The organism is Curtobacterium sp. DN_7.5 (genome assembly GCF_022655355.1).
Taxonomy (GTDB): domain Bacteria; phylum Actinomycetota; class Actinomycetes; order Actinomycetales; family Microbacteriaceae; genus Curtobacterium; species Curtobacterium luteum.
In genome coordinates, this window is record NZ_CP093378.1 from 2,599,551 (window position 1) to 2,617,084 (window position 17,534).

At 73.9% G+C, this 17,534-nt stretch carries 23 protein-coding genes; 11 read left to right on the plus strand and 12 right to left on the minus strand.

Features of this window, described 5'->3' with window-relative positions:
- Positions 1–47 precede the first annotated feature (47 nt).
- A complete protein-coding gene (locus MON03_RS11960; protein WP_242088569.1) occupies positions 48–1,157 on the minus strand; it encodes an LLM class flavin-dependent oxidoreductase in 1,110 nt (369 codons plus the stop codon).
- Between the two features lie 131 nt (positions 1,158–1,288).
- Here MON03_RS11960 and MON03_RS11965 point away from each other — a divergent pair, with 131 nt between their 5' ends.
- Complete coding sequence (locus MON03_RS11965) at positions 1,289–2,212, plus strand: SDR family oxidoreductase (RefSeq protein ID WP_242088571.1); 924 nt, start codon at positions 1,289–1,291, stop codon at positions 2,210–2,212.
- A 135-nt stretch (positions 2,213–2,347) separates the two neighbouring features.
- On the opposite strand, the gene MON03_RS11970 is transcribed toward MON03_RS11965, so the two are convergent.
- The 3 genes from MON03_RS11970 to MON03_RS11980 all read right to left on the minus strand — a co-directional run bounded on the left by MON03_RS11970 (position 2,348) and on the right by MON03_RS11980 (position 4,663).
- Entirely contained in the window at positions 2,348–3,040 is a 693-nt protein-coding gene (locus tag MON03_RS11970) for an SGNH/GDSL hydrolase family protein (RefSeq protein WP_022903322.1), read from the minus strand.
- 10 nt (positions 3,041–3,050) lie between these two features.
- Entirely contained in the window at positions 3,051–3,788 is a 738-nt protein-coding gene (locus MON03_RS11975; protein WP_242088573.1) for an SGNH/GDSL hydrolase family protein, read from the minus strand.
- Positions 3,789–3,874: 86 nt separating this feature from the next.
- Entirely contained in the window at positions 3,875–4,663 is a 789-nt protein-coding gene (locus tag MON03_RS11980; protein ID WP_175329529.1) for an NRDE family protein, read from the minus strand.
- Between the two features lie 41 nt (positions 4,664–4,704).
- Here MON03_RS11980 and coaBC point away from each other — a divergent pair, with 41 nt between their 5' ends.
- From coaBC to MON03_RS12020, 8 genes are all read left to right on the plus strand, one after another.
- A complete protein-coding gene (gene coaBC / locus MON03_RS11985; RefSeq protein WP_175329530.1) occupies positions 4,705–5,973 on the plus strand; it encodes a bifunctional phosphopantothenoylcysteine decarboxylase/phosphopantothenate--cysteine ligase CoaBC in 1,269 nt (422 codons plus the stop codon).
- Positions 5,974–6,079: 106 nt separating this feature from the next.
- Positions 6,080–6,472, plus strand: coding sequence for a DoxX family protein (locus tag MON03_RS11990; protein ID WP_242088574.1), 393 nt, complete (start codon positions 6,080–6,082; stop codon positions 6,470–6,472).
- Positions 6,469–7,269 (plus strand): YqjF family protein, encoded by an 801-nt coding sequence (locus MON03_RS11995; protein WP_175329532.1) that lies wholly within the window; start codon positions 6,469–6,471, stop codon positions 7,267–7,269. The genes MON03_RS11990 and MON03_RS11995 overlap by 4 nt, the downstream gene beginning before the upstream one ends.
- A complete protein-coding gene (locus MON03_RS12000) occupies positions 7,266–7,694 on the plus strand; it encodes a DUF1810 domain-containing protein (RefSeq protein WP_175329533.1) in 429 nt (142 codons plus the stop codon). Before MON03_RS11995 ends, MON03_RS12000 begins: the two co-directional genes overlap by 4 nt.
- Before the next feature lie 99 nt (positions 7,695–7,793).
- Positions 7,794–8,444 carry a GntR family transcriptional regulator gene (locus MON03_RS12005; protein ID WP_175329534.1) on the plus strand — a complete coding sequence of 217 codons (651 nt, stop codon included), beginning with the start codon at positions 7,794–7,796 and terminating at the stop codon, positions 8,442–8,444.
- 100 nt (positions 8,445–8,544) lie between these two features.
- Positions 8,545–9,000, plus strand: coding sequence for a MarR family winged helix-turn-helix transcriptional regulator (locus MON03_RS12010; RefSeq protein ID WP_242088576.1), 456 nt, complete (start codon positions 8,545–8,547; stop codon positions 8,998–9,000).
- Positions 9,001–9,284: 284 nt separating this feature from the next.
- The gene (locus tag MON03_RS12015; protein ID WP_242088578.1) at positions 9,285–10,172 is read left to right on the plus strand and encodes an aggregation-promoting factor C-terminal-like domain-containing protein; all 888 of its coding nucleotides are present in this window, start codon (positions 9,285–9,287) and stop codon (positions 10,170–10,172) included.
- Positions 10,173–10,236: 64 nt separating this feature from the next.
- Positions 10,237–11,382 (plus strand): low temperature requirement protein A, encoded by a 1,146-nt coding sequence (locus tag MON03_RS12020; protein ID WP_242088580.1) that lies wholly within the window; start codon positions 10,237–10,239, stop codon positions 11,380–11,382.
- A 34-nt stretch (positions 11,383–11,416) separates the two neighbouring features.
- Here the strand turns inward: MON03_RS12020 and MON03_RS12025 are convergent, their stop codons facing one another.
- Genes MON03_RS12025 through MON03_RS12040 form a run of 4 tightly spaced genes read right to left on the minus strand, consistent with a single transcriptional unit; the run spans position 11,417 to position 13,150 of the window.
- Entirely contained in the window at positions 11,417–11,725 is a 309-nt protein-coding gene (locus MON03_RS12025; protein ID WP_022902932.1) for a hypothetical protein, read from the minus strand.
- Positions 11,722–12,390 carry a hypothetical protein gene (locus MON03_RS12030; RefSeq protein WP_042726483.1) on the minus strand — a complete coding sequence of 223 codons (669 nt, stop codon included), beginning with the start codon at positions 12,388–12,390 and terminating at the stop codon, positions 11,722–11,724. Before MON03_RS12030 ends, MON03_RS12025 begins: the two co-directional genes overlap by 4 nt.
- The gene (locus MON03_RS12035; protein WP_022902934.1) at positions 12,387–12,941 is read right to left on the minus strand and encodes an RNA polymerase sigma factor; all 555 of its coding nucleotides are present in this window, start codon (positions 12,939–12,941) and stop codon (positions 12,387–12,389) included. Before MON03_RS12035 ends, MON03_RS12030 begins: the two co-directional genes overlap by 4 nt.
- Before the next feature lie 56 nt (positions 12,942–12,997).
- Positions 12,998–13,150 (minus strand): hypothetical protein, encoded by a 153-nt coding sequence (locus MON03_RS12040; RefSeq protein ID WP_022902935.1) that lies wholly within the window; start codon positions 13,148–13,150, stop codon positions 12,998–13,000.
- Between the two features lie 117 nt (positions 13,151–13,267).
- On the opposite strand from MON03_RS12040, the gene MON03_RS12045 reads away from it, so the two are divergent.
- Positions 13,268–13,897, plus strand: a complete 630-nt coding sequence (locus MON03_RS12045; RefSeq protein WP_022902936.1) for an MOSC domain-containing protein — start codon at positions 13,268–13,270, stop codon at positions 13,895–13,897.
- Positions 13,898–13,927: 30 nt separating this feature from the next.
- Here the strand turns inward: MON03_RS12045 and MON03_RS12050 are convergent, their stop codons facing one another.
- Positions 13,928–14,311, minus strand: a complete 384-nt coding sequence (locus tag MON03_RS12050) for an MmcQ/YjbR family DNA-binding protein (RefSeq protein ID WP_242088582.1) — start codon at positions 14,309–14,311, stop codon at positions 13,928–13,930.
- A gap of 73 nt (positions 14,312–14,384) precedes the next feature.
- Between MON03_RS12050 and MON03_RS12055 the strand changes: the two genes are divergently transcribed.
- Positions 14,385–14,684 carry an excalibur calcium-binding domain-containing protein gene (locus MON03_RS12055; protein WP_022902938.1) on the plus strand — a complete coding sequence of 100 codons (300 nt, stop codon included), beginning with the start codon at positions 14,385–14,387 and terminating at the stop codon, positions 14,682–14,684.
- Positions 14,685–14,779: 95 nt separating this feature from the next.
- On the opposite strand, the gene epsC is transcribed toward MON03_RS12055, so the two are convergent.
- From epsC to MON03_RS12070, 3 genes are all read right to left on the minus strand, one after another.
- Entirely contained in the window at positions 14,780–15,364 is a 585-nt protein-coding gene (gene epsC / locus MON03_RS12060; RefSeq protein ID WP_502798670.1) for a serine O-acetyltransferase EpsC, read from the minus strand.
- The gene (gene cysK, locus MON03_RS12065) at positions 15,361–16,299 is read right to left on the minus strand and encodes a cysteine synthase A (RefSeq protein WP_022902940.1); all 939 of its coding nucleotides are present in this window, start codon (positions 16,297–16,299) and stop codon (positions 15,361–15,363) included. The genes epsC and cysK overlap by 4 nt, the downstream gene beginning before the upstream one ends.
- A 181-nt stretch (positions 16,300–16,480) precedes the next feature.
- On the minus strand, positions 16,481–17,503 hold the full coding sequence (locus tag MON03_RS12070; RefSeq protein ID WP_242088584.1) for a dipeptidase: 1,023 nt from the start codon (positions 17,501–17,503) through the stop codon (positions 16,481–16,483).
- Positions 17,504–17,534 lie beyond the last annotated feature (31 nt).

The window sequence follows — 17,534 nt, forward strand, 5'->3', positions numbered from 1 at the left end:
GAGCCCGGACCCGACGCGCCGGACGAGCCCGACCCGGGCCACCCCGGTCAGGGAACCGGTACCGGCTCCGCGAGGAGCTCGCGCACCCGCGGCGCGACCTGCGTGCCGTAGAGCTCGATCGACCGCATCATGTCCTCGTGCGGCAGGCGACCGGTCGCGTACCGCATGTCGAAGCGCGAGGCCCCGAGGATCCGCATGTTGCGCGCGATCTTCCGCGCCACGGTCTCGGGCGACCCGACGTAGAGCGAGCCTCCGGCCGAGAGCCCGGCCCGGTAACCGGCGACGTCGAGGGGCGGCCACCCGCGCTCGCGTCCGAGCTGATCGGTGACGGCCTTGTGGTACGGCCAGTAGCGCTCGGCGGCCTCCTCGTCGGTGGCGGCGACGAACCCGGGCGAGTGCATGGCGATCGGCTGCTGCGGCAGCTCGAGCTGGGTGAGCGCTTGGCGGTAGAGCCGCGAGAACGGCGCGAACTGTGCGGGCTGCCCGCCGATGATCGCGAGGAAGAGCGGCATGCCGTAGGAGGCGGCGCGGATGACGGACTGCGGCGAGCCACCGACACCGATCCAGGTCGGGATGGGGCCGTGCTCGAGCTTCGGGAAGACGTCCTGGTCGACGAGCGGGGCGCGCTTGGTGCCCGACCAGGTGACCTTGTCGCCGCCGCGCAGGGCGGACCAGAGCTGCAGCTTCTCCTCGAAGAGCACCTCGTAGTCGGAGAGCTCGTAGCCGAAGAGCGGGAACGACTCGGTGAAGGAGCCGCGGCCGAGGATGACCTCGGCGCGACCGTCCGAGATGGCGTCGACGGTGGCGAAGCGCTCGTACACCCGCACCGGGTCGTCGGAGGACAGCACGGTCACCGCGGAGCCGAGCCGGATCGTCGACGTCGAGGCGGCGATCGCAGCGAGGACGACCTCGGGTGCGCTGACGATGAAGTCGGCACGGTGGTGCTCGCCGACGCCGATGAAGTCGATGCCGAGCTGGTCGGCGAGGACGGCCTGCTCGACGACGTCGCGGATGCTCTGCGCGTCGGACTTGACGCTGCCGTCGGGCAGCTCGGTGACGTCGCCGAAGGTGTCGAGGCCGAGCTGCACCGGACCGACGCGGTCGGGTGCGGGCGGCGGCACGTCCGAGGGACGGTCGGTGCCGAATGCGTTGCTCATGGTGTCCTCCTGCGCGGAACGCTGGTGTTCGATGCGTTTGCATGAATCTACCACGGATCGCGGCCGCGCGCAGCCCCGTGCAGCGCCCGGCACGCAGCCAGCCCGCACACCCGCCGAGTACCGTCGCACCCATGCCGAAGATCCCCGACCAGACCGGCCGCCGCATCGTCGTCACGGGCGCGAACAGCGGAACCGGCAAGGAGACCGCCACCCGGCTCGCCGCCGCCGGCGCGTCCGTCGTCCTCGCCGTCCGCACCCTGTCGAAGGGCGAGGACGCCGCCTCCGGTATCCGCGCGGCACACCCCGCCGCCGACGTCGAGGTCCGCGAGCTCGACCTGGCGGACCTCGCCAGCGTCCGCCGGTTCGCCGACGGGATCGCCCAGGACGACCGCCCCCTCGACGTCCTGGTGAACAACGCCGGGGTGATGGCGCCGCCGGAGCGGTTCGAGACCGTCGACGGCTTCGAGCTCCAGTTCGGCACGAACTTCCTCGGGCCGTTCGCACTGACGAACCTGCTGCTCCCCCAGCTGCTCCGGACGGACGCGGCGCGGACCCGGCCGGCCCGGGTGGCGACGATGTCGAGTCTGGCGGCCGTCTTCGGCAGCATCCGCTTCGCCGACCTGCAGTGGGAGCGCGGCTACAACGGCTGGCGTGCCTACGGCCAGTCGAAGCTCGCCGATCTGCTCCTCGCACTGCACCTGCACCGGCTCACCGTGGAGCGGGACTGGCCGCTCGTCAGCACCGCCGCGCACCCCGGCTACACGCGCACCAACCTGCAGTCCGCGGGGCGCTCGCTCGGACGGTCGAAGCCGGTGCGGTCGAGTGATCGTGCACTGCCGTTCACACAGGACGTCGAGCACGGCTCGGAGCCGCTGCTCTACGCGGCCGTCGGCCCCGACGCGGTCGGCGGCGCCTACTACGGCCCCGCCGGGTTCGCCGGCCTCACCGGCCCGACCACGACGGCGTCGGTCCCGCGGTCCGCCAGGAGCGCGGACCTCGCCCGCTCGCTGTGGGCGGTCGCCGAGGACCTCACGGGCACCACGCCGCCCGCCTGAGCGACGGACCGGCCGGCCCCGCCCGTCTGAACGACGGCCAGGACGCACGGCCGGCCCCCGCAGCGCCGGTCCGTTCCGCACACTCCCGTTCCGCAGCGTCGGCCTGGAGGCACGACTCGCCCCCGCAGCCCTGCCTCACCACCGCAGGTGGTCGCGTCGCAGCGCCCCGGTCACCGCCGCGAGCAGCGCACGCTGGCCGCGGGCCGTCGGGTGCACGTCGTCGGACTGCATCCAGGCGGGGTGTCCTCGGAGCGGCTGGCCGAGGTCGAGCCAGGCACCGCCGATCCCCGTCACGGCGGTCCGCAGCACCGTGGAGATCGTGCCGAGCTGGGCGGGCGGGGCGTCCTGGTCCCAGACGGCGCTGATGCCGACGATCCGGGCGCGGGGCAGGAGCCGGTGGACCTCCGCGACGAGCTGCTCGGACGCCCCGGCGAGCTCGTCGTCGTCCTGTCCGAGGTCGTTCGAGCTGGCCTGGAGCACCACGACGTCCGGGTGCAGCGCCGCCGCCTGCTCCGCGAGTTCCTCGTCGGTCGCGGAGCACTCGTCGCTGCCCTCGGCGAGGACCCCGGCCCCGTCGCAGCCGAGGTCGGTGAGCCGGAGCCGGTCCGCCGCCGCGAGGAGCTCCGGCCACGCCTGGTCGCGCCGGAGCCCGTGCCCGATCGTGATCGAGTCGCCGATGACGACGACCCGGGGCCCGGCGACGCGGGCTGCACCGGCTCGTGTCCCCGGCGGGAGCACCGCCCCGACGTCGGACGAGCACCCGGTCACCCCACTCGCGAGCGCGGCGAGCACGAGTCCGACGAGCACGATGCGGACCGGTCGTGGCACGGGGCGCCCGTCAGAACTGCACGTCGTCGCGGCGGAACGCAGCGGTGACCGCCGCCGCGATCGCCCGTTGTCCACGGGCCGTCGGGTGCACGTCGTCGCCCTGCATCCAGTCGGCGTGCCCGCGGAGTGGTTCGCCGATGTCGACGTAGGTGCCGCCCTCGCGTGCAAGGGCCTTCCGCATCGCCTTCGAGATCGCCGCGAGCTGGGCGGGCGGGGCGTCCTGGTTCCAGATCGCGCTGAGCCCGATCACCCGCGCGCGGGGCATCCGGCGGTGCACGTCGTCGACCACCTGGTACGTGGCGCTCCGGATCTCCGCGGTGTCGAGCCCGAGGTCGTTCGAGCTGGCCTGCAGGACGACGACCTGTGGACGCAGTGCGACGGCGCGCTTGACGAGGGTGGCGTACGCGCTCGCGCAGTCGTCGTCGTCCCCGAGCGCGGCCACGCCGGCGCCGTCGCAGGACAGGTTCGTGAGCGACCAGCCGTTCGCGTCGGCCATGAGCGCCGGCCACGCCTGCGCCGTGGTGAGTCCGTGCCCGGCGGTGATCGAGTCGCCGACCGTCACGACGGCCACGTCGTCCGCGCGGTCCCACGGCACGGCGGGGTCCGGCGTCGGGGTGGGTCGGGTCGTCGTCCGCGGGGTCGACTCCGAGCCGACGGCTGCCGACGGCTGCTCGCTGCAGGCGCCGAGTGCGGCCACGGCGAGCGCCGCGACGACGACGGCGAGCACGCTCCGGGTCCGGGTGGTCACGAGGCGCGAAGCTACGCCGGCACGCCATGGCCGGCCCGTGCGTCGCGCTGCGGGTGCACTCAGGCGGCCAGGGGCGGCGGGACCGCTCAGGCGTGGTGGAGTTCGACCGACCCGTCGAGTCGTCCGGGCTCGGTCAACCGCGCGTGCTGGAGCACCGTCCGCTCACGGCCGACCGCGGCGGCGACGATCGAGAGCGTCGTCATGTGTCCCTCGGCTTCGTGCACGTCGCGGAGGATCGCGTCCGGGTGGTCGGTGGGCAGGCTCGCGGACCCGGCGAGCACCCCGAACCAGCCGCTCCAGCCGTCCCCGGCGTCGGCGCCGGCGTCCGCGGCGCGCAGCTCGTCGAACGGTCCGAGCACGGGAGGCCCGGCCGGGGCGTCCACCGAGCGGAAGGCGTCGAGCCACCGCCCGACCCGGGGTGCGGCGGGGTCGTCCGGCTCGCCGTGGGTGACCATGTGCACGCCGGGGCCGAGCGCGGTCGTCCGGACCTCGGTGCCGTCCCACGTGACGACCTCGGCGCCGTCGGCCGTGGCGCGGACGAGGTTGAACGCGCGCGCGGTCGGGACGGTCCCGTCGTGCCCGGGCAGCACGCCCCCGACCGCGTCGAGCGGCACCACGCCGCGGGTGGTCCAGGTGCCGTCCGCGCTCGCGACCGGTTCGCCGCGGTTGAGCACGACCGCGAGGCCGGCCTCGTCCGAGGCGGCGAGCCAGGCGCCGCCCGCCGAACGGTCGCGGACACCGCGCACCCCCGGGTCACGGTCCGGCCACCAGGCGGCCGGCGGGTCCCACGGACGCTCGGGCGACTCGTCGCGGAGGGCGAGCATCGTCACCGGCCACTCGGAGCCGGGCGCGACGCGGACGACGACGGTGCACATGGCGTCGATCCTCGCACGCTGCGCCGGGTACCGTGACCGGTGTGAGCGCAGCAGCAGGACACCGCCGCACGGTCGTCGTCGGCATCACCGGGGGCATCGCCGCGTACAAGGCCGTGGGGGTCGTCCGCGACCTCGTCAAGCGTGGCCACGAGGTGCACGTCGTCCCGACCGAGGGCGCCCTGCGCTTCGTCGGGCTGCCGACGCTCGAGGCCCTGAGCCGCAACCCGGTGACCACGAGCGTCTGGGACGACGTCGCCGAGGTCCGGCACGTCGCGCTCGGCCGTCGGGCGGACCTCGTGGTCGTCGCCCCGGCCACGGCCGACGCCCTGGCGCGGATGGCCGCGGGCCTCGCGGGCGACCTCCTCGGCACCACCCTCCTCGCGACCGAGGCGCCCGTCGTCGTCGCGCCCGCGATGCACCCGCAGATGTGGGAGCACCCCGCGACCCGCGCGAACCTCGACACGCTCCGCGCCCGCGGAGTGCACGTCGTCGGACCCGTCGTCGGTGCGCTCACCGGGGACGACGCCGGCATCGGTCGGATGTCCGAACCCGAGGACATCGTCGCGGCGGCACTCGCGGTGCTGGACCACGAGGGTCGGCCGGACCGGACCGCCGGACCGGCACCGTCCCTCCCGTCCGGCGACCTGCGCGGGGTCCGCGTCCTGGTGACGGCGGGCGGGACCCGGGAGCCGTTCGACCCGGTCCGCTTCGTCGGCAACCGTTCGAGCGGACGGCAGGGCATCGCGATCGCGGCGGACGCCGCCGCTCGCGGCGCGGCCGTCACCCTGGTGACGGCCAACGTCGACGCCGGGCTGACCGAGGGCCTCGACGTCGACGTGCGCCCGGTGGGGTCCGCCCTCGAACTCGCCGACGAGGTCCGGGCGGCAGCGGCCGAGGCGGACGTCGTGGTGATGACCGCCGCGGTCGCCGACTACCGACCGGCCGAGGTGCACGCGGAGAAGCTCAAGAAGGACGCGCAGGGCGACACCCTGACCCTCGAGCTCGTCCGCAACCCCGACGTGCTCGCCGAACTCGTGGCGAACCGTCGGACCGGACAGATCATCGTGGGCTTCGCGGCCGAGACGGAGCCGGACCGTGCGGCGCGGATCGAGCTGGGGCGGGCGAAGATCGCGCGGAAGCCCGCAGACCTCCTCGTGGTGAACCACGTCGGGTGGTCGTCGGGCTTCGAGCGGGAGGAGAACGCCATCGAGGTGCTGACGCCAGGCGGCGAGGTCGTCCGTGAGACGTCGGGCACCAAGGCCGAGGTCGCGGCGGCGGTCCTCGACCTGGTGGCGACCGCCCTCGCCTGACGGGACCGGGGGCACAGCTCGCTGCCCGGTGCCCGCTGCTCGCTGCCCGCTGCTCGCTGCTCGCTGCTCGCTGCTCGCTCCGAGCAACCGCGTGCACGATGGGGGCATGCGACGACGTGAGCGCACGAAGCGCGCCAACCGCACTGCCGCCGTCCTCGCCGTCGTGCTCGGCGGCGCGGGCGTCACCCACCTCCTCCGTCCCCGGACCTACGACCGGATCGTGCCGGAGGCCCTGCCGCCGCGCCTGACGACCCTCGTGTCCGGGGTCGCCGAGCTCGGCATCGCGGCCGCGCTCGCCCTCCCGGGGACGCGTCGTGCCGCCGGTTGGGCGGCGGCGGCGCTGTTCCTGGCGGTGTTCCCCGCGAACGTCAAGATGGCACGCGACCTCCTCGACTCGCCGCGGTCGACCCGGACGATGCGCCTCGCCTCCGTGCTCCGACTGCCGCTGCAGGCACCGCTGGTGGTGTGGGCGGCCCGCGTGGGTCGGCACGGCGGATGAGCGACACGGCGGACGCCCGGGCGGCCGTCCCGCTCCTGCACCGCCCGGTGACGGTGCACGCGTGGGAGGACATCGTCTTCGCGCACTGGCGGCGCGACCCGCAGGCCCTCGCCCGGATGGTCCCGCGCGGCACGCGGCCGGACGTGGTCGACGGCAGTGCGTGGGTGGGGTTGTCGGCGTACGTCTTCCGTGAGACCCGGGTGCCGCCCTTCCCGCCGTCCGGCCGTCTCGGCACGATGACGGAGGTCACGCTCGAGGTCCTGACGGTCGACGACCACGGCCGCCACGGCGTCGCGTACCGCACGATCGACACCGCCAACGTGCCGGCGATCGTGGCGGCGCACGCGCTGCTCGGCGTCCCGTACACGTTCGCGCACGCCGGGTCGCGTCGCCGCGGCGACACCATCGCCCACCGGTCCGTCCGGCACCCGAACCGCGCGCTCCACCCGCTCCGCGCCGCGCGTGCGATCCGGCTGACGCCGACGAGCGGGCCGGGAGGCACGCCACGCCCCCGGCACGCGGCGGCCGTCCGCGTCGTGGCCGGCCCGGTCACGACCGCACCGCTCGCGGCCGAGCTCACCACCCGTGCGGGGATCCACGCCCGGCACCTGGCGCAGACGGTGTTCTGGCAGCGGCAGCACCCGCCGCTCGAGGTCCGCACCGCCCGCATCGAGCAGCTGCGGGGTGACCTGCCCTCGGCCGTCGGGCTGCCCGGACTGTTCGACCGCGAGCCCGACTCGGTGCTCGCCGTGGACGCGACGACCGTCCGCTACGCCTGGGGGGACGTCCTCCGGTGACCGACCAGGACCTCGAACGCTTCGTCAGCGCCCAGGAGGGCGTGCACGAGCGGGCGCTGGGCGAGCTGCGGGCCGGCCGGAAGGACACCCACTGGATGTGGTTCGTGTTCCCGCAGGTCGCCGGACTCGGGCGCAGTCCGACGGCGCAGCACTACGCGCTCTCGGGGCTGGAGCACGCCCGGCGCTACCTCGCCGACCCGGTGCTCGGACCCCGCCTGCTCGACGCGGTCGCCGTCGTGACCGAGGCCCCGGCGCGCTCTGCCGAGGTCCTGCTCGGTGCCACGGACGCGCTGAAGCTGCGGTCCTCGCTGACCCTGTTCGCGCACGCCGCCGACGACCCGGCACCGTTCCGCCGTGCGCTGGACCGCTGGTACGACGGGCACGAGGACCCGGCGACGCTGCGGCTGCTCGGCGTCGACGGCTGACCCGCTCCGCGGGCACTCGCGCACCGTATATCAGGTACGGTGATCCGTACGGCCGCACCCGGAGTGCCGGTCGGTCAGCACGACCTCCAGGAGGCACCCATGCCGGTCCCCACCAGCGCACCGACGGAGCACCAGCTGCTCCGCGACACCGTCCGGACGAAGATCCACGACGCGATCATGGACGGCACCCTGGAGCCCGGGGAGCGGCTGAACGACGACGAGCTGATCGCCTGGCTCGGCGTCTCCCGGACCCCGATCCGCGAGGCCCTGAGCCAGCTCGCCCGCGCCGGGCTCATCGAGATGGCGCCGAACCGCTACACCCGGGTGACGACCCCGAGGCCCGATGAGGTGGTCGAGGCGCTCCAGACCCTCGGCGTGCTCTTCGGCGGCGTGGTCCGGCTCGCCGTGCCGCGGCTCGGTGCGGGCGCGCGGAAGCGGATCCTCGCGGCGCTCGACGCGACCATCGCCGACTTCGAGACGCACGACGTCGCCGCGGTGAACCACGACGCGCTCGACGTGTTCGCGCTCTACGTCGCCGAGTGCGGCAACGCGGACCTCCAGCGCGTGTGCCGCGACACCACGGACGGCCTCGGCTTCCGACTGCGTCTGCCGAACCTCGACGAACTCGTCGACTGGGAGCGCATGACCGAGGACTTCCGGCGTCTCCGCACCGCGACCGAAGCCGGCGACAACATCGGCGCGGAGCTCGCGACCGAGGCGATCCACCAACTCCCCGGCGAGAAACGCTGAGCACACCTGTACGGTCGGACAGGAAGCGCCCGTACCGGTGCCGCCACGATCGGGCGGTAGCATCACGCACGACCCCTGATCACCGAACCGGAGGCCACCCATGAGCGCTCGCGAGACCGACCGTACGGCCATCGCCGCGCGGCTCGCCGCGGCCGTCGGACGCATCAACCGACGCGCACGGACCGACTCCGCCTCGCTGGGCTACGGCATCGTCTCGGCGCTCGCCACGATCGAGCGCGAGGGTCCCCTGCGTCCGGGTGACCTCTCCCGCCTCGAAGTGGTGACGAAGCCCACCATGACGCGGATCCTGACCGAACTCGAGCAGCGCGGGTTCATTGAGCGGGAGGCCGACCCGAGGGACGGCCGGGCGTTCATGGTGAGCGCCACCGAGGCCGGGGTCGCCGCGGTCGAGGCTGCACGGTCGCAACGCACCGGCATCGTGGCCGAACTCATCCACGACCTCCCCGAGGACGACGTCGCGGCGATCGCCGGGGCCCTCGACGCGCTCGAACGGATCGCACAGGGCGACCGCGCCCAGGAACCTCACACCTCCTGACCCCGACGCGGGTCGTTACCGAACCGTTACCGAAGGGTGGACGGACGGTTCTGCCAGTGTTCCTGGACGCTGCGCCCAGCGTGACGCGTCATCGTGACCGCTCCGCCTCGACGTGACCACCCCACGGTCACCGGACGGCGGACGGACGGGCCCCACACCACCGTCCGGGCCTCCCCCGGCTCGCGGACCGCACGACGGCCACGCCGCACCCCGATCGACACGCCTCCCCCACCCCGGCGTGCCCGGGCGCGGTCCGCACACGAGCCGGCCGACCACCGGAACCGATGACTCGACGCACCACTGCTCTGCCCAGCACCACCGCTCCGACCACCGCCTCGACCCGACGCGAGGCCCTCGACTCCCCCGCCCGCCGCGTCCGCCGGGCCCTGCGCAACCGGACGACCGTCGTCGCCTCCGGCGCAGCCGTCCTGGCCATCGCCGTCGGCGGCATCGCGGTCGGCTCCCAGCCGGCCCTCGGCGAGGCACTCGGCGTCCCGAGCGCCACCCCCACGAGCGCCCCCGCGCTCGACGGCACCGCGCTCGACCGCGCGCAGGCGCAGGCGACCCTGTCGAGTGCCCGGACCGTGCTCGACGACGCCAACCGCAAGACCGACACGACGGCGCTCCGCCAGCGGGTCGAGGCACTCGACGACTACTCGAAGCTGTCCGGGGCCGCCCTGACGAACCGCATCGCCACCACGGTCGCCGCCAGCCAGGCGGTCGCCGAGGCGAGCGCCGAACAGGACCGGTCGGACGCCGACGCGAAGCGCGCTGCCGCTGCGAAGGCCGCGGCCGCGAAGGCAGCGGCCGCCAAGGCAGCGGCCGAGGCCGCCGAGCAGGCACGGAAGCTCGCCGAGGGCAACACCGTCGCGGGCGCGAAGGCCACGGCGTCGGCGCTGGCGTCGTCCCGCTACGGCTGGGGCTCGGACCAGTTCCAGTGCCTCGACAACCTCTGGACCAAGGAGTCCGGCTGGGACTACCGCGCCGTGAACAGCAACGGCGGCGCGACCGGCATCCCGCAGGCGCTCCCGGGCTCGAAGATGGCGACGGCCGGCTCCGACTGGCAGACCAACGCGACCACGCAGATCACCTGGGGCCTGCAGTACATCTCCGCCGCCTACGGCACCCCGTGCGCGGCGTGGGCGCACTCACAGGCGTCGAACTTCTACTGATCCGCGCGAGACGGAGGCCGGGAGGACCTTCCCGGTGTCCGCCGGCGTGCGGTAGGCATGCTCCGTGAGCACCACCGGACTGCGCCGCATGGCTCCACGCGACCCCGCCGAGGCGCACCGTGCGGCCAGCCCGCTCGAGCTCCTGTTCGACCTCGTCTTCGTCGTCGCGGTCGGGTTCGCGGCGACGAACCTCCACGAGATCGAGACCGAGGGGCGCGTCAGCTCGGCGATCGTCTCCTACGCCTTCGTCTTCTTCGCGATCTGGTGGGCGTGGATCAACTTCACCTGGTTCGCCACGTCGTTCGACACCGACGACTGGCTCTACCGCGTCACCACGTTCGTGCAGATGGGCGGTGTGCTCGTCCTCGCCGCCGGGGTCCGACCGCTCATGGTCGACGGCGACCCCGCGATCGTCGTCGTCGGGTACGTCGTGATGCGCCTGGCCCTGGTCGGGCAGTGGCTGCGCGCGGCCGCGTCGGCGCCGGGGTACCGCCGCACCGCGCTCCGCTACGCCGTCGGGATCGTCGTCGTCCAGGCGCTCTGGGTGCTCGCACTCGTACTCCCCGAGGCCGCGCTGCGCGGAGCGATCCCGGTACTGATCCTGCTCGAGGTGCTCGTGCCGCCCGTCGCCGAGCGGGGGTCGCGCACGACGCCGTGGCACACGCGGCACATCGCCGAGCGGTACTCCCTGTTCACGCTCATCGTCCTCGGCGAGGGGCTCGTGGCATCCGCGAGCGCGGTCATCGACGGCCTCGAGCACACCGACCACCTCGGCTCGCTCCTCGTGCTCGCGGCGGCCGGGCTCGTGATCGTCGCCGGGCTCTGGTGGATCTACTTCGCACGCGAGCAGCACGCCCGCATCCGGTCCCTGCCGAGCGCCCTGGTGTTCGGCAACGGCCACTACGTCGTGTTCGCGGCTGCCGGAGCGCTGCCGGCGGGCATCGAGGTCGCGGTGAGCGCCGACGCTGGCGAGGCCGACCTGTCGCACGTGACGGTGGCCGCGACGATCGCGGTGCCGGTGGCGCTCTTCGTCCTCGCGGTCTGGGCCCTCGCACTCCGTCCGTCGCTGTCGCTCGGCTGGAACGCCGTCGTCGTGGTGCTGGCCGCCGCCGTCGCCGCCTCGGTGGTCGTCCCCGCGGTGTCGCTCGTCGCCACGGCGGTGCTCGTGGCCGCGATCGTCGTCGTGCTCGAGGTCGCCGACCGCCGGTGACGGCTCCGGACCCGTGCTGGGTCCGGCCGGGCGGTCAGCCGACGCGCGCGACCCGGACGTCGACCCGGCTGAGCACGAGTCCGTGCTCCGTCGCCACGGCGAGCGCGGCGACGTGGGCCTCGTGTGCGGTGGTGGGAGCCGGGCGGGAACCGTCGGTGCCGATGACGACGCGAAGGACGTCACCGTCCAGGACGACCCGGCTCGGTGCGGTCCGGGCGGCCAGGCTCTTGACGGCGGACACGGTGCTGCCGAGGGTCGGCCGTGCGCGGTAGAGCTCGGCGACCCCGGGGACGGCGAGCACCGCGGTCTCGACGGCGGTCAGGGTCTCGTCCGGGGTGCTCATGCGCCTGCCTCCTCGTCGTCGCTGCCGTGGCTGGTTCCGTCATCAGCGGGACGGTCGTCCGCGGGCTCGTCGTCGGTGCGCGGCACGAGGTCGCGCACGACGACGTCGACCGAGTCGACCACGAGGTCGGTCTGGTCAGCGAGCACCGCTGCCACGGTCTCCCGGACCTCCGACGCCACGGTCCGGATCGTCGCTCCGGCGCGGACGGCGATCTCGACGACGACCCGCACGGGCGCCCCGAGCTCGGTGACGTCGCCCTCGAGCGTGCACCGGGCGATGAGGGCGTCGGACACGCCGTCGCCGGCACTCCGGACGAGCGACCGGATCGCACCCTCGGTCATCACCGGTCGTTCGGTCGGCGCGGCCGGACGCAGGGGGACGTCCCGCCCCGCCCGCGCCTCGAGCGAGATGTTGGCGAGCACACCGCTCACCCACGACTCGTCCGCCGGGGCCTCCTGCTCGGCTGCGGCCTCGAGCGAGCCGAGGGACGACTGCCGGAGCCGGACGATCGCCGCGAGCGCGTTCTGGCACGCCGGTGAGTCGTCGATGGACGGGTCCGCGGGCTGCATGCCCGCGTCGAGGTAGTCGGCCAGCTCGTCGATCGAGTGGCCGTCGAGGTCGTCGGGTTCGAGGGAGTCGAGCCGGACGTGCTCGGGATCGGTCATCGCCATCCCTCCATGAGACGGATCATGTTCTTGCGGGCGCGCGAGAGGAGCCCGCGGACGGTCGAGACGGGGAGGTCGAGCTCCTCGGCGATCTGGTCGTAGGAGTACTCGAGCACCTCCTTCATCACCCAGCACCGGCGCTGCGCCTCGGGGAGTTCGCCGAGCGCGGTCTCGACGGCTTCCTCGCGCGAGCGGGCCTCGGCGACACGCTCCGGAGCATCGTCGGACGGGGCCTCGACCTCGATCTCGGTGACGTCGTCGTGGAAGCGACGGGCCCGGATGCGGTCGATGCACTTCCGACTGAGGATGCGCATGAGCCACGACTTGACCTTGCTCTGGTCCTCGAGCCGGTCGAGCCGGTCCCAGGCGGTGATGAAGGTCTCCTGCACGACGTCGTCGAGCTCGTCGGTCGAGCCGAGCGTCCGGCGCGCGTAGGCGCGCAGCAGCGGGGTGTACCGGCGGATGAGGACCTCGAACGCCCGGACGTCGCCGTCCGACGACCGGCCGGCGAGGACGGCGTCGTCGAGGTCGGTGAGGAGCTGGTGGGGCACGTGTTCCTTCTACCGGGACCGGGTGGGGTCTTCCTGAGCACGGGAGCGACGACCGGTCACCGTGCACCCGCGCGGCGTGCGTGGGCAGTGGTCACCCGGAACGGTCCGACGGGTCGTGCGGCGAGCGCGCGGACCCGGGCCTGCGCGAGCAGGTGCTGCCGGACCGGGTGGCGCTGCGAGCCGGGTCGGTCGTTCGTGGTGTCGGTCATGGTCGTTCCTCCTCGGCCGCGGTGACGGCCTCCACCGATGGGACGGGCCGGGACGCCGGTTCGTCACACCCGGATCCGGACTCCGCACGGAGGGCATCCGTGCGGCATGCTGGTGCGGTGCCCCTCGTGACCGCCGTCTGCCGCGTGGCGCGGCTCCTGCCCGACTCCGGCACGATCGGGGTCACCGCCATCGACAAGCGTCCGGTCGACGGCCCGGTGCGGGTCCGGCCCCTCGGACTCCGCGCCGACGTGCAGGCCGACCGGAAGCACCACGGCGGCGAGGACCAGGCCGTGTACGCCTACGCCGACGAGGACGCCACGCACTTCGCCGGGCTGCTGGACCGCGAGGTGCCGCCGGGGCTGTTCGGCGAGAACCTCCGGACGAGCGGGATCGACGTCACCGGGGCTGTGACCGGGGAGCGCTGGCGGATCGGTGCCGAGCTCGTGCTCGAGGTCACGATCCCCCGGATCCCCTGCGGGACCTTCGCCCGTCGGATGCGCGAGGACAAGTGGGTCCGACGGTTCACCGAGGAGGGGCGTCCCGGTGCCTACCTGCGGGTGGTGAAGTCCGGCTCGGTGGCGAGCGGTGACGCGGTCGAGGTGATCGACCGCCCGGCCCACGGGGTGACGATCGGCGAACTGTTCGCCGGCGTCACGGCCGAGCGCGCGCAGGCGGTCGTGGACGCTGGACGACCCGTGCCGCCGAAGGTGCAGGTCCTGCTCGGGAAGGCCCTCGCGCGCGGCTGAGCCGTGGGCCGTGCGGGCCCCGGCGGTCGGTCAGTCCGGCAGCGTCCGCCGGACCGGGTCGATCGGCCGCTTCGCACGGGGCAGCCCCGCGACGACCAGGTCGTAGGCGTTCGCCACGAGGTCCTCGACGAGGGTCTCGTCGAGGCCGTCGCCGGGCGACAGCGTGATCCAGTGCCGCTTGTCCATGTGCCAGCCCGGTGTCACCTCCGCCAGGTCGCGGACGAGCGCGGCCCCGTGCGGTGGAGCGCACTTGAGGTTGACGATCGGGACCCCGCGGAGCTCGGACGTCATGACGAACATCTTGCCGACGACCTTGTAGACGAACGTGCCCTCGCCGAAGGGCTGGGTCTCCTGGACCGCGGGCAGGCCCATCGCGGTCCGCGCGGCGATCTCGTGCAGGGCAGCTCCGTCCATGCCACCAGCATGCCCGAACCGGCACCCCGATCGGGGGCATGAGAGATCCTCGCAGTGGGCCTAGGCTGAGCGGGTGCACATCACCCGAACCCTCAGCATCGCCGCAGCGAGCGTCGTCCTCGCTGCCACCGCCGTCGTCGGCGGCGCCTCGACCGCCCAGGCAGCCCCCACCGTCTACAAGAACTGCGACGCCGTGCACCGCGTGTACTCCGGCGGCATCGCGAAGAAGTCCGTCACCAGGAACAAGGTGATCTCCGGCGGCAAGGTGACCTACCGAGCGCTCAAGGGCACCGTCAAGAAGGACGACAAGCTCTACGCGGCGAACAAGAAGCTCGACCGCGACGCCGACGGCATCGCCTGCGAGAAGAGCTGACCCGACCACACGCCGGAGGGGGCCGGCGCGCACGGAGCGCGCCGTGCCTCCCGTCCGGAACCGCGACCGGAGGTCGCCGTGGGGACGGCGGGACGTCAGAGCGGCGGGACGCCCTCGTGGCCCGAGCGCGGACGGGCCGTACCGGCGACGCCGGTGACCACCGACCGCGGCGGCACGTCCTTCGTGACGACCGTGTTCGCGCCGACGACGGAGTCGGCGCCGATCGTGATCGCGCCGATCAGGGACGACCCCGCACCGAGCACCACGCGGTCCCCCACCCGCGGGTGCCGCCGAGCGCCGGGGCCGTGCTCGCCGCCGCGCCCGCCGAGGGTCACGCCGTGGAACACCACCACGTCGTCACCGACCACCGCGGTCTCGCCGATCACGACGCCCATGCCGTGGTCGATGAAGAACCGGCGGCCGATCCGCGCGCCGGGGTGGATCTCGATCCCCGTGACCGAGCGCGCGACCTGCCCGATCACCCGTGCCGCGAACCGCGACCCGGGCAGGCCACGGGCGAGCCACAGACGGTGGGTCAGCCGGTAGGTCCAGATCGCGTGCAGGCCGGAGTACACGATCGCGTTCTCGAGGTCGCCCCGTGCTGCGGGGTCCCCGCGGCGTGCTGCGGCCAGGTCCTCCCGGACGGTCCGCAGCACACCGCGACGTGGAGCTGGGCTCACGCAGTGAGTCCCTCGAAGAGCACGGTCGACAGGTAGCGCTCTCCGGTGTCGCAGACGATCGCGACGATGCGCTTGCCGGCGTTCTCCGGGCGTGCGGCGACCTCGATCGCGGCGTGGATGATCGCGCCGGAGGAGATGCCCGACAGGATGCCCTCCTGCGTCCCGAGGTCGCGGGCCACGCGCAGGGCGTCCTCGAGCTCGACGTCGAAGACCTCGTCGATGACGCTCTGGTCGAGGACCTCGGGCACGAAGTTCGCGCCGATGCCCTGGATCTTGTGCGGCCCGGCCTTGCCCTCGGTGAGCAGCGGCGAGTCCTTCGGCTCGACGGCGATGACCTGCACGCCGGGCACGCGCTCCTTGAGCACCTGGCCGACGCCGGTGATCGTGCCGCCGGTGCCGACGCCCGCGATGAACACGTCGACGTGGCCCTCGGTGTCGCGCAGGATCTCCTCGGCGGTGGTCTTCCGGTGGATCGCAGCGTTCGCGGGGGTCTCGAACTGGTGCGCGAGGATCGCACCCGGGGTCTCCGCGACGATCTGCTCGGCCCGGGACACCGCGCCCTTCATGCCCTCGGGGCCCGGGGTCAGGACGACCTCGGCACCGTAGGCGCGGATCAGCGCACGCCGCTCGACGCTCATCGTCTCGGGCATCGTGATGACGACCCGGTAGCCGCGGGCCGCGCCGACCAGGGCGAGCGCGATGCCGGTGTTGCCGGACGAGCCCTCGACGATGGTCCCGCCGGCCTGGAGCTCGCCGGACTCCTCGGCCGCGTCGACGATCGCGACGCCGAGGCGGTCCTTGACGCTGGCGCCGGGGTTGTAGAACTCGAGCTTCGCGAGGATCTCGGCGCTGCCCTCGCGCGGCAGCCGGTTGAGCCGGACGAGCGGGGTGTTCCCGAACGCCTGGGAGATGTTGTCGTGGATGGTGCCGCTCATCTGGTCCGTTCCTTCGGGTCAGGTCGCGCCGCCTGCACTGGAGGCGCGGGTCGCTGCGGGTGCGCTGCGATCCTACCGAGCGGGGCCGGGCGTCCTCCGTTCCGTGACGGGCGGGGCCGGGCGTCCTCCGTTCCGTGACGGGCGGGCAGCGCACGGCCGTCCTCCGTCCCGTGGCGGGCGGTCAGCGCACGAGCGTCCGCTCGAACGCGTCGTCCGTCGCCTCGAGCACCCGCAGCACGTTCCCGCCCGCCAGTGCCGCGAGCTCGTGGTCCTGCCAGCCGCGGCGACCGAGCTCGGCGGCGAGCACCGGGTAGCGGGAGACGTCCCGCAGGTCCGGCGGCAGCACCGGCGTGCCGTCGTAGTCCCCGCCGATCCCGACGTGCGCCACCCCGGCGACCTCGCGGGCGTGCTCGACGTGGTCCGCGACCTCGGCGACCGTGACGAGCGGCGCCTCCCCCGCCGACCCGGCGGCCTCCCACTCGGCGTACGCCCGCGACACGAACGCCGGCACGAAGGTGATCATCACGACGCCGCCGTTGCCGGGCAGCCGCTCGAGCACGTCGTCCGGCACGTTCCGCGGGTGGTCGTTGACGGCGGTGGTCGACGAGTGGCTGAAGACGACGGGTCGCGTCGCGACGTCGAGCGTGTCCCGCATCGTCGTCGGGGCCGTGTGCGACAGGTCCACCAGCATCCCGATCCGTTCCATCTCCGCCACGACCTCCCGACCGCGGTCGGTGAGGCCGCCGTGCGGGTGCGACCCGGTCGCGGAGTCGGCCCACGGGGTGTCGTCGTTGTGCGTGAGGGTCATGTACCGCACGCCGAGCCGGGCGAAGGTGCGCAGGACGGCGAGGTCGTCGCCGATCGAGTGCCCGCCCTCGGCGCCGAGGAGCGACGCGATGCGCCCGTCGTCGACCGCTGCGCGCACGTCGGCGGCGGTGCGGGCGATCCGGAAGGTCTCCGGGTACCGCTCGACGATCCGCAGGGCGACGTCGATCTGCTGCAGCGTGGTCCGGACCGGGTCCGGGTCGGAGCACGGCACGAACACCGACCAGAACTGCCCGACGACCCCGCCCGCGCGGAGCTTCGGGACGTCGGTGTGGAGCGACCCCTGCTCCGAGTCGATGCCCTCCACCCCGGAGCCGTGGGAGTCGCGGCGCTCCCAGGGCAGGTCGTTGTGGCCGTCGATCACGCCGAACGCAGTCATGCGGCGACGCTAGCGCACCCGCCCGGCCTCC

What these genes read in the sequence shown, in the direction of transcription:
- MON03_RS11960 (WP_242088569.1), bottom strand. Translation starts at nt 1,157, where the DNA reads ATGAGCAACGCATTCGGCACCGACCGTCCCTCGGACGTGCCGCCGCCC.
- MON03_RS11965 (WP_242088571.1), top strand. Translation starts at nt 1,289, where the DNA reads ATGCCGAAGATCCCCGACCAGACCGGCCGCCGCATCGTCGTCACGGGC.
- MON03_RS11980 (WP_175329529.1), bottom strand. Translation starts at nt 4,663, where the DNA reads ATGTGCACCGTCGTCGTCCGCGTCGCGCCCGGCTCCGAGTGGCCGGTG.
- MON03_RS11990 (WP_242088574.1), top strand. Translation starts at nt 6,080, where the DNA reads ATGCGACGACGTGAGCGCACGAAGCGCGCCAACCGCACTGCCGCCGTC.
- MON03_RS11995 (WP_175329532.1), top strand. Translation starts at nt 6,469, where the DNA reads ATGAGCGACACGGCGGACGCCCGGGCGGCCGTCCCGCTCCTGCACCGC.
- MON03_RS12005 (WP_175329534.1), top strand. Translation starts at nt 7,794, where the DNA reads ATGCCGGTCCCCACCAGCGCACCGACGGAGCACCAGCTGCTCCGCGAC.
- MON03_RS12010 (WP_242088576.1), top strand. Translation starts at nt 8,545, where the DNA reads ATGAGCGCTCGCGAGACCGACCGTACGGCCATCGCCGCGCGGCTCGCC.
- MON03_RS12015 (WP_242088578.1), top strand. Translation starts at nt 9,285, where the DNA reads ATGACTCGACGCACCACTGCTCTGCCCAGCACCACCGCTCCGACCACC.
- MON03_RS12025 (WP_022902932.1), bottom strand. Translation starts at nt 11,725, where the DNA reads ATGAGCACCCCGGACGAGACCCTGACCGCCGTCGAGACCGCGGTGCTC.
- MON03_RS12030 (WP_042726483.1), bottom strand. Translation starts at nt 12,390, where the DNA reads ATGACCGATCCCGAGCACGTCCGGCTCGACTCCCTCGAACCCGACGAC.
- MON03_RS12040 (WP_022902935.1), bottom strand. Translation starts at nt 13,150, where the DNA reads ATGACCGACACCACGAACGACCGACCCGGCTCGCAGCGCCACCCGGTC.
- MON03_RS12050 (WP_242088582.1), bottom strand. Translation starts at nt 14,311, where the DNA reads ATGGACGGAGCTGCCCTGCACGAGATCGCCGCGCGGACCGCGATGGGC.
- cysK (WP_022902940.1), bottom strand. Translation starts at nt 16,299, where the DNA reads ATGAGCGGCACCATCCACGACAACATCTCCCAGGCGTTCGGGAACACC.
- MON03_RS12070 (WP_242088584.1), bottom strand. Translation starts at nt 17,503, where the DNA reads ATGACTGCGTTCGGCGTGATCGACGGCCACAACGACCTGCCCTGGGAG.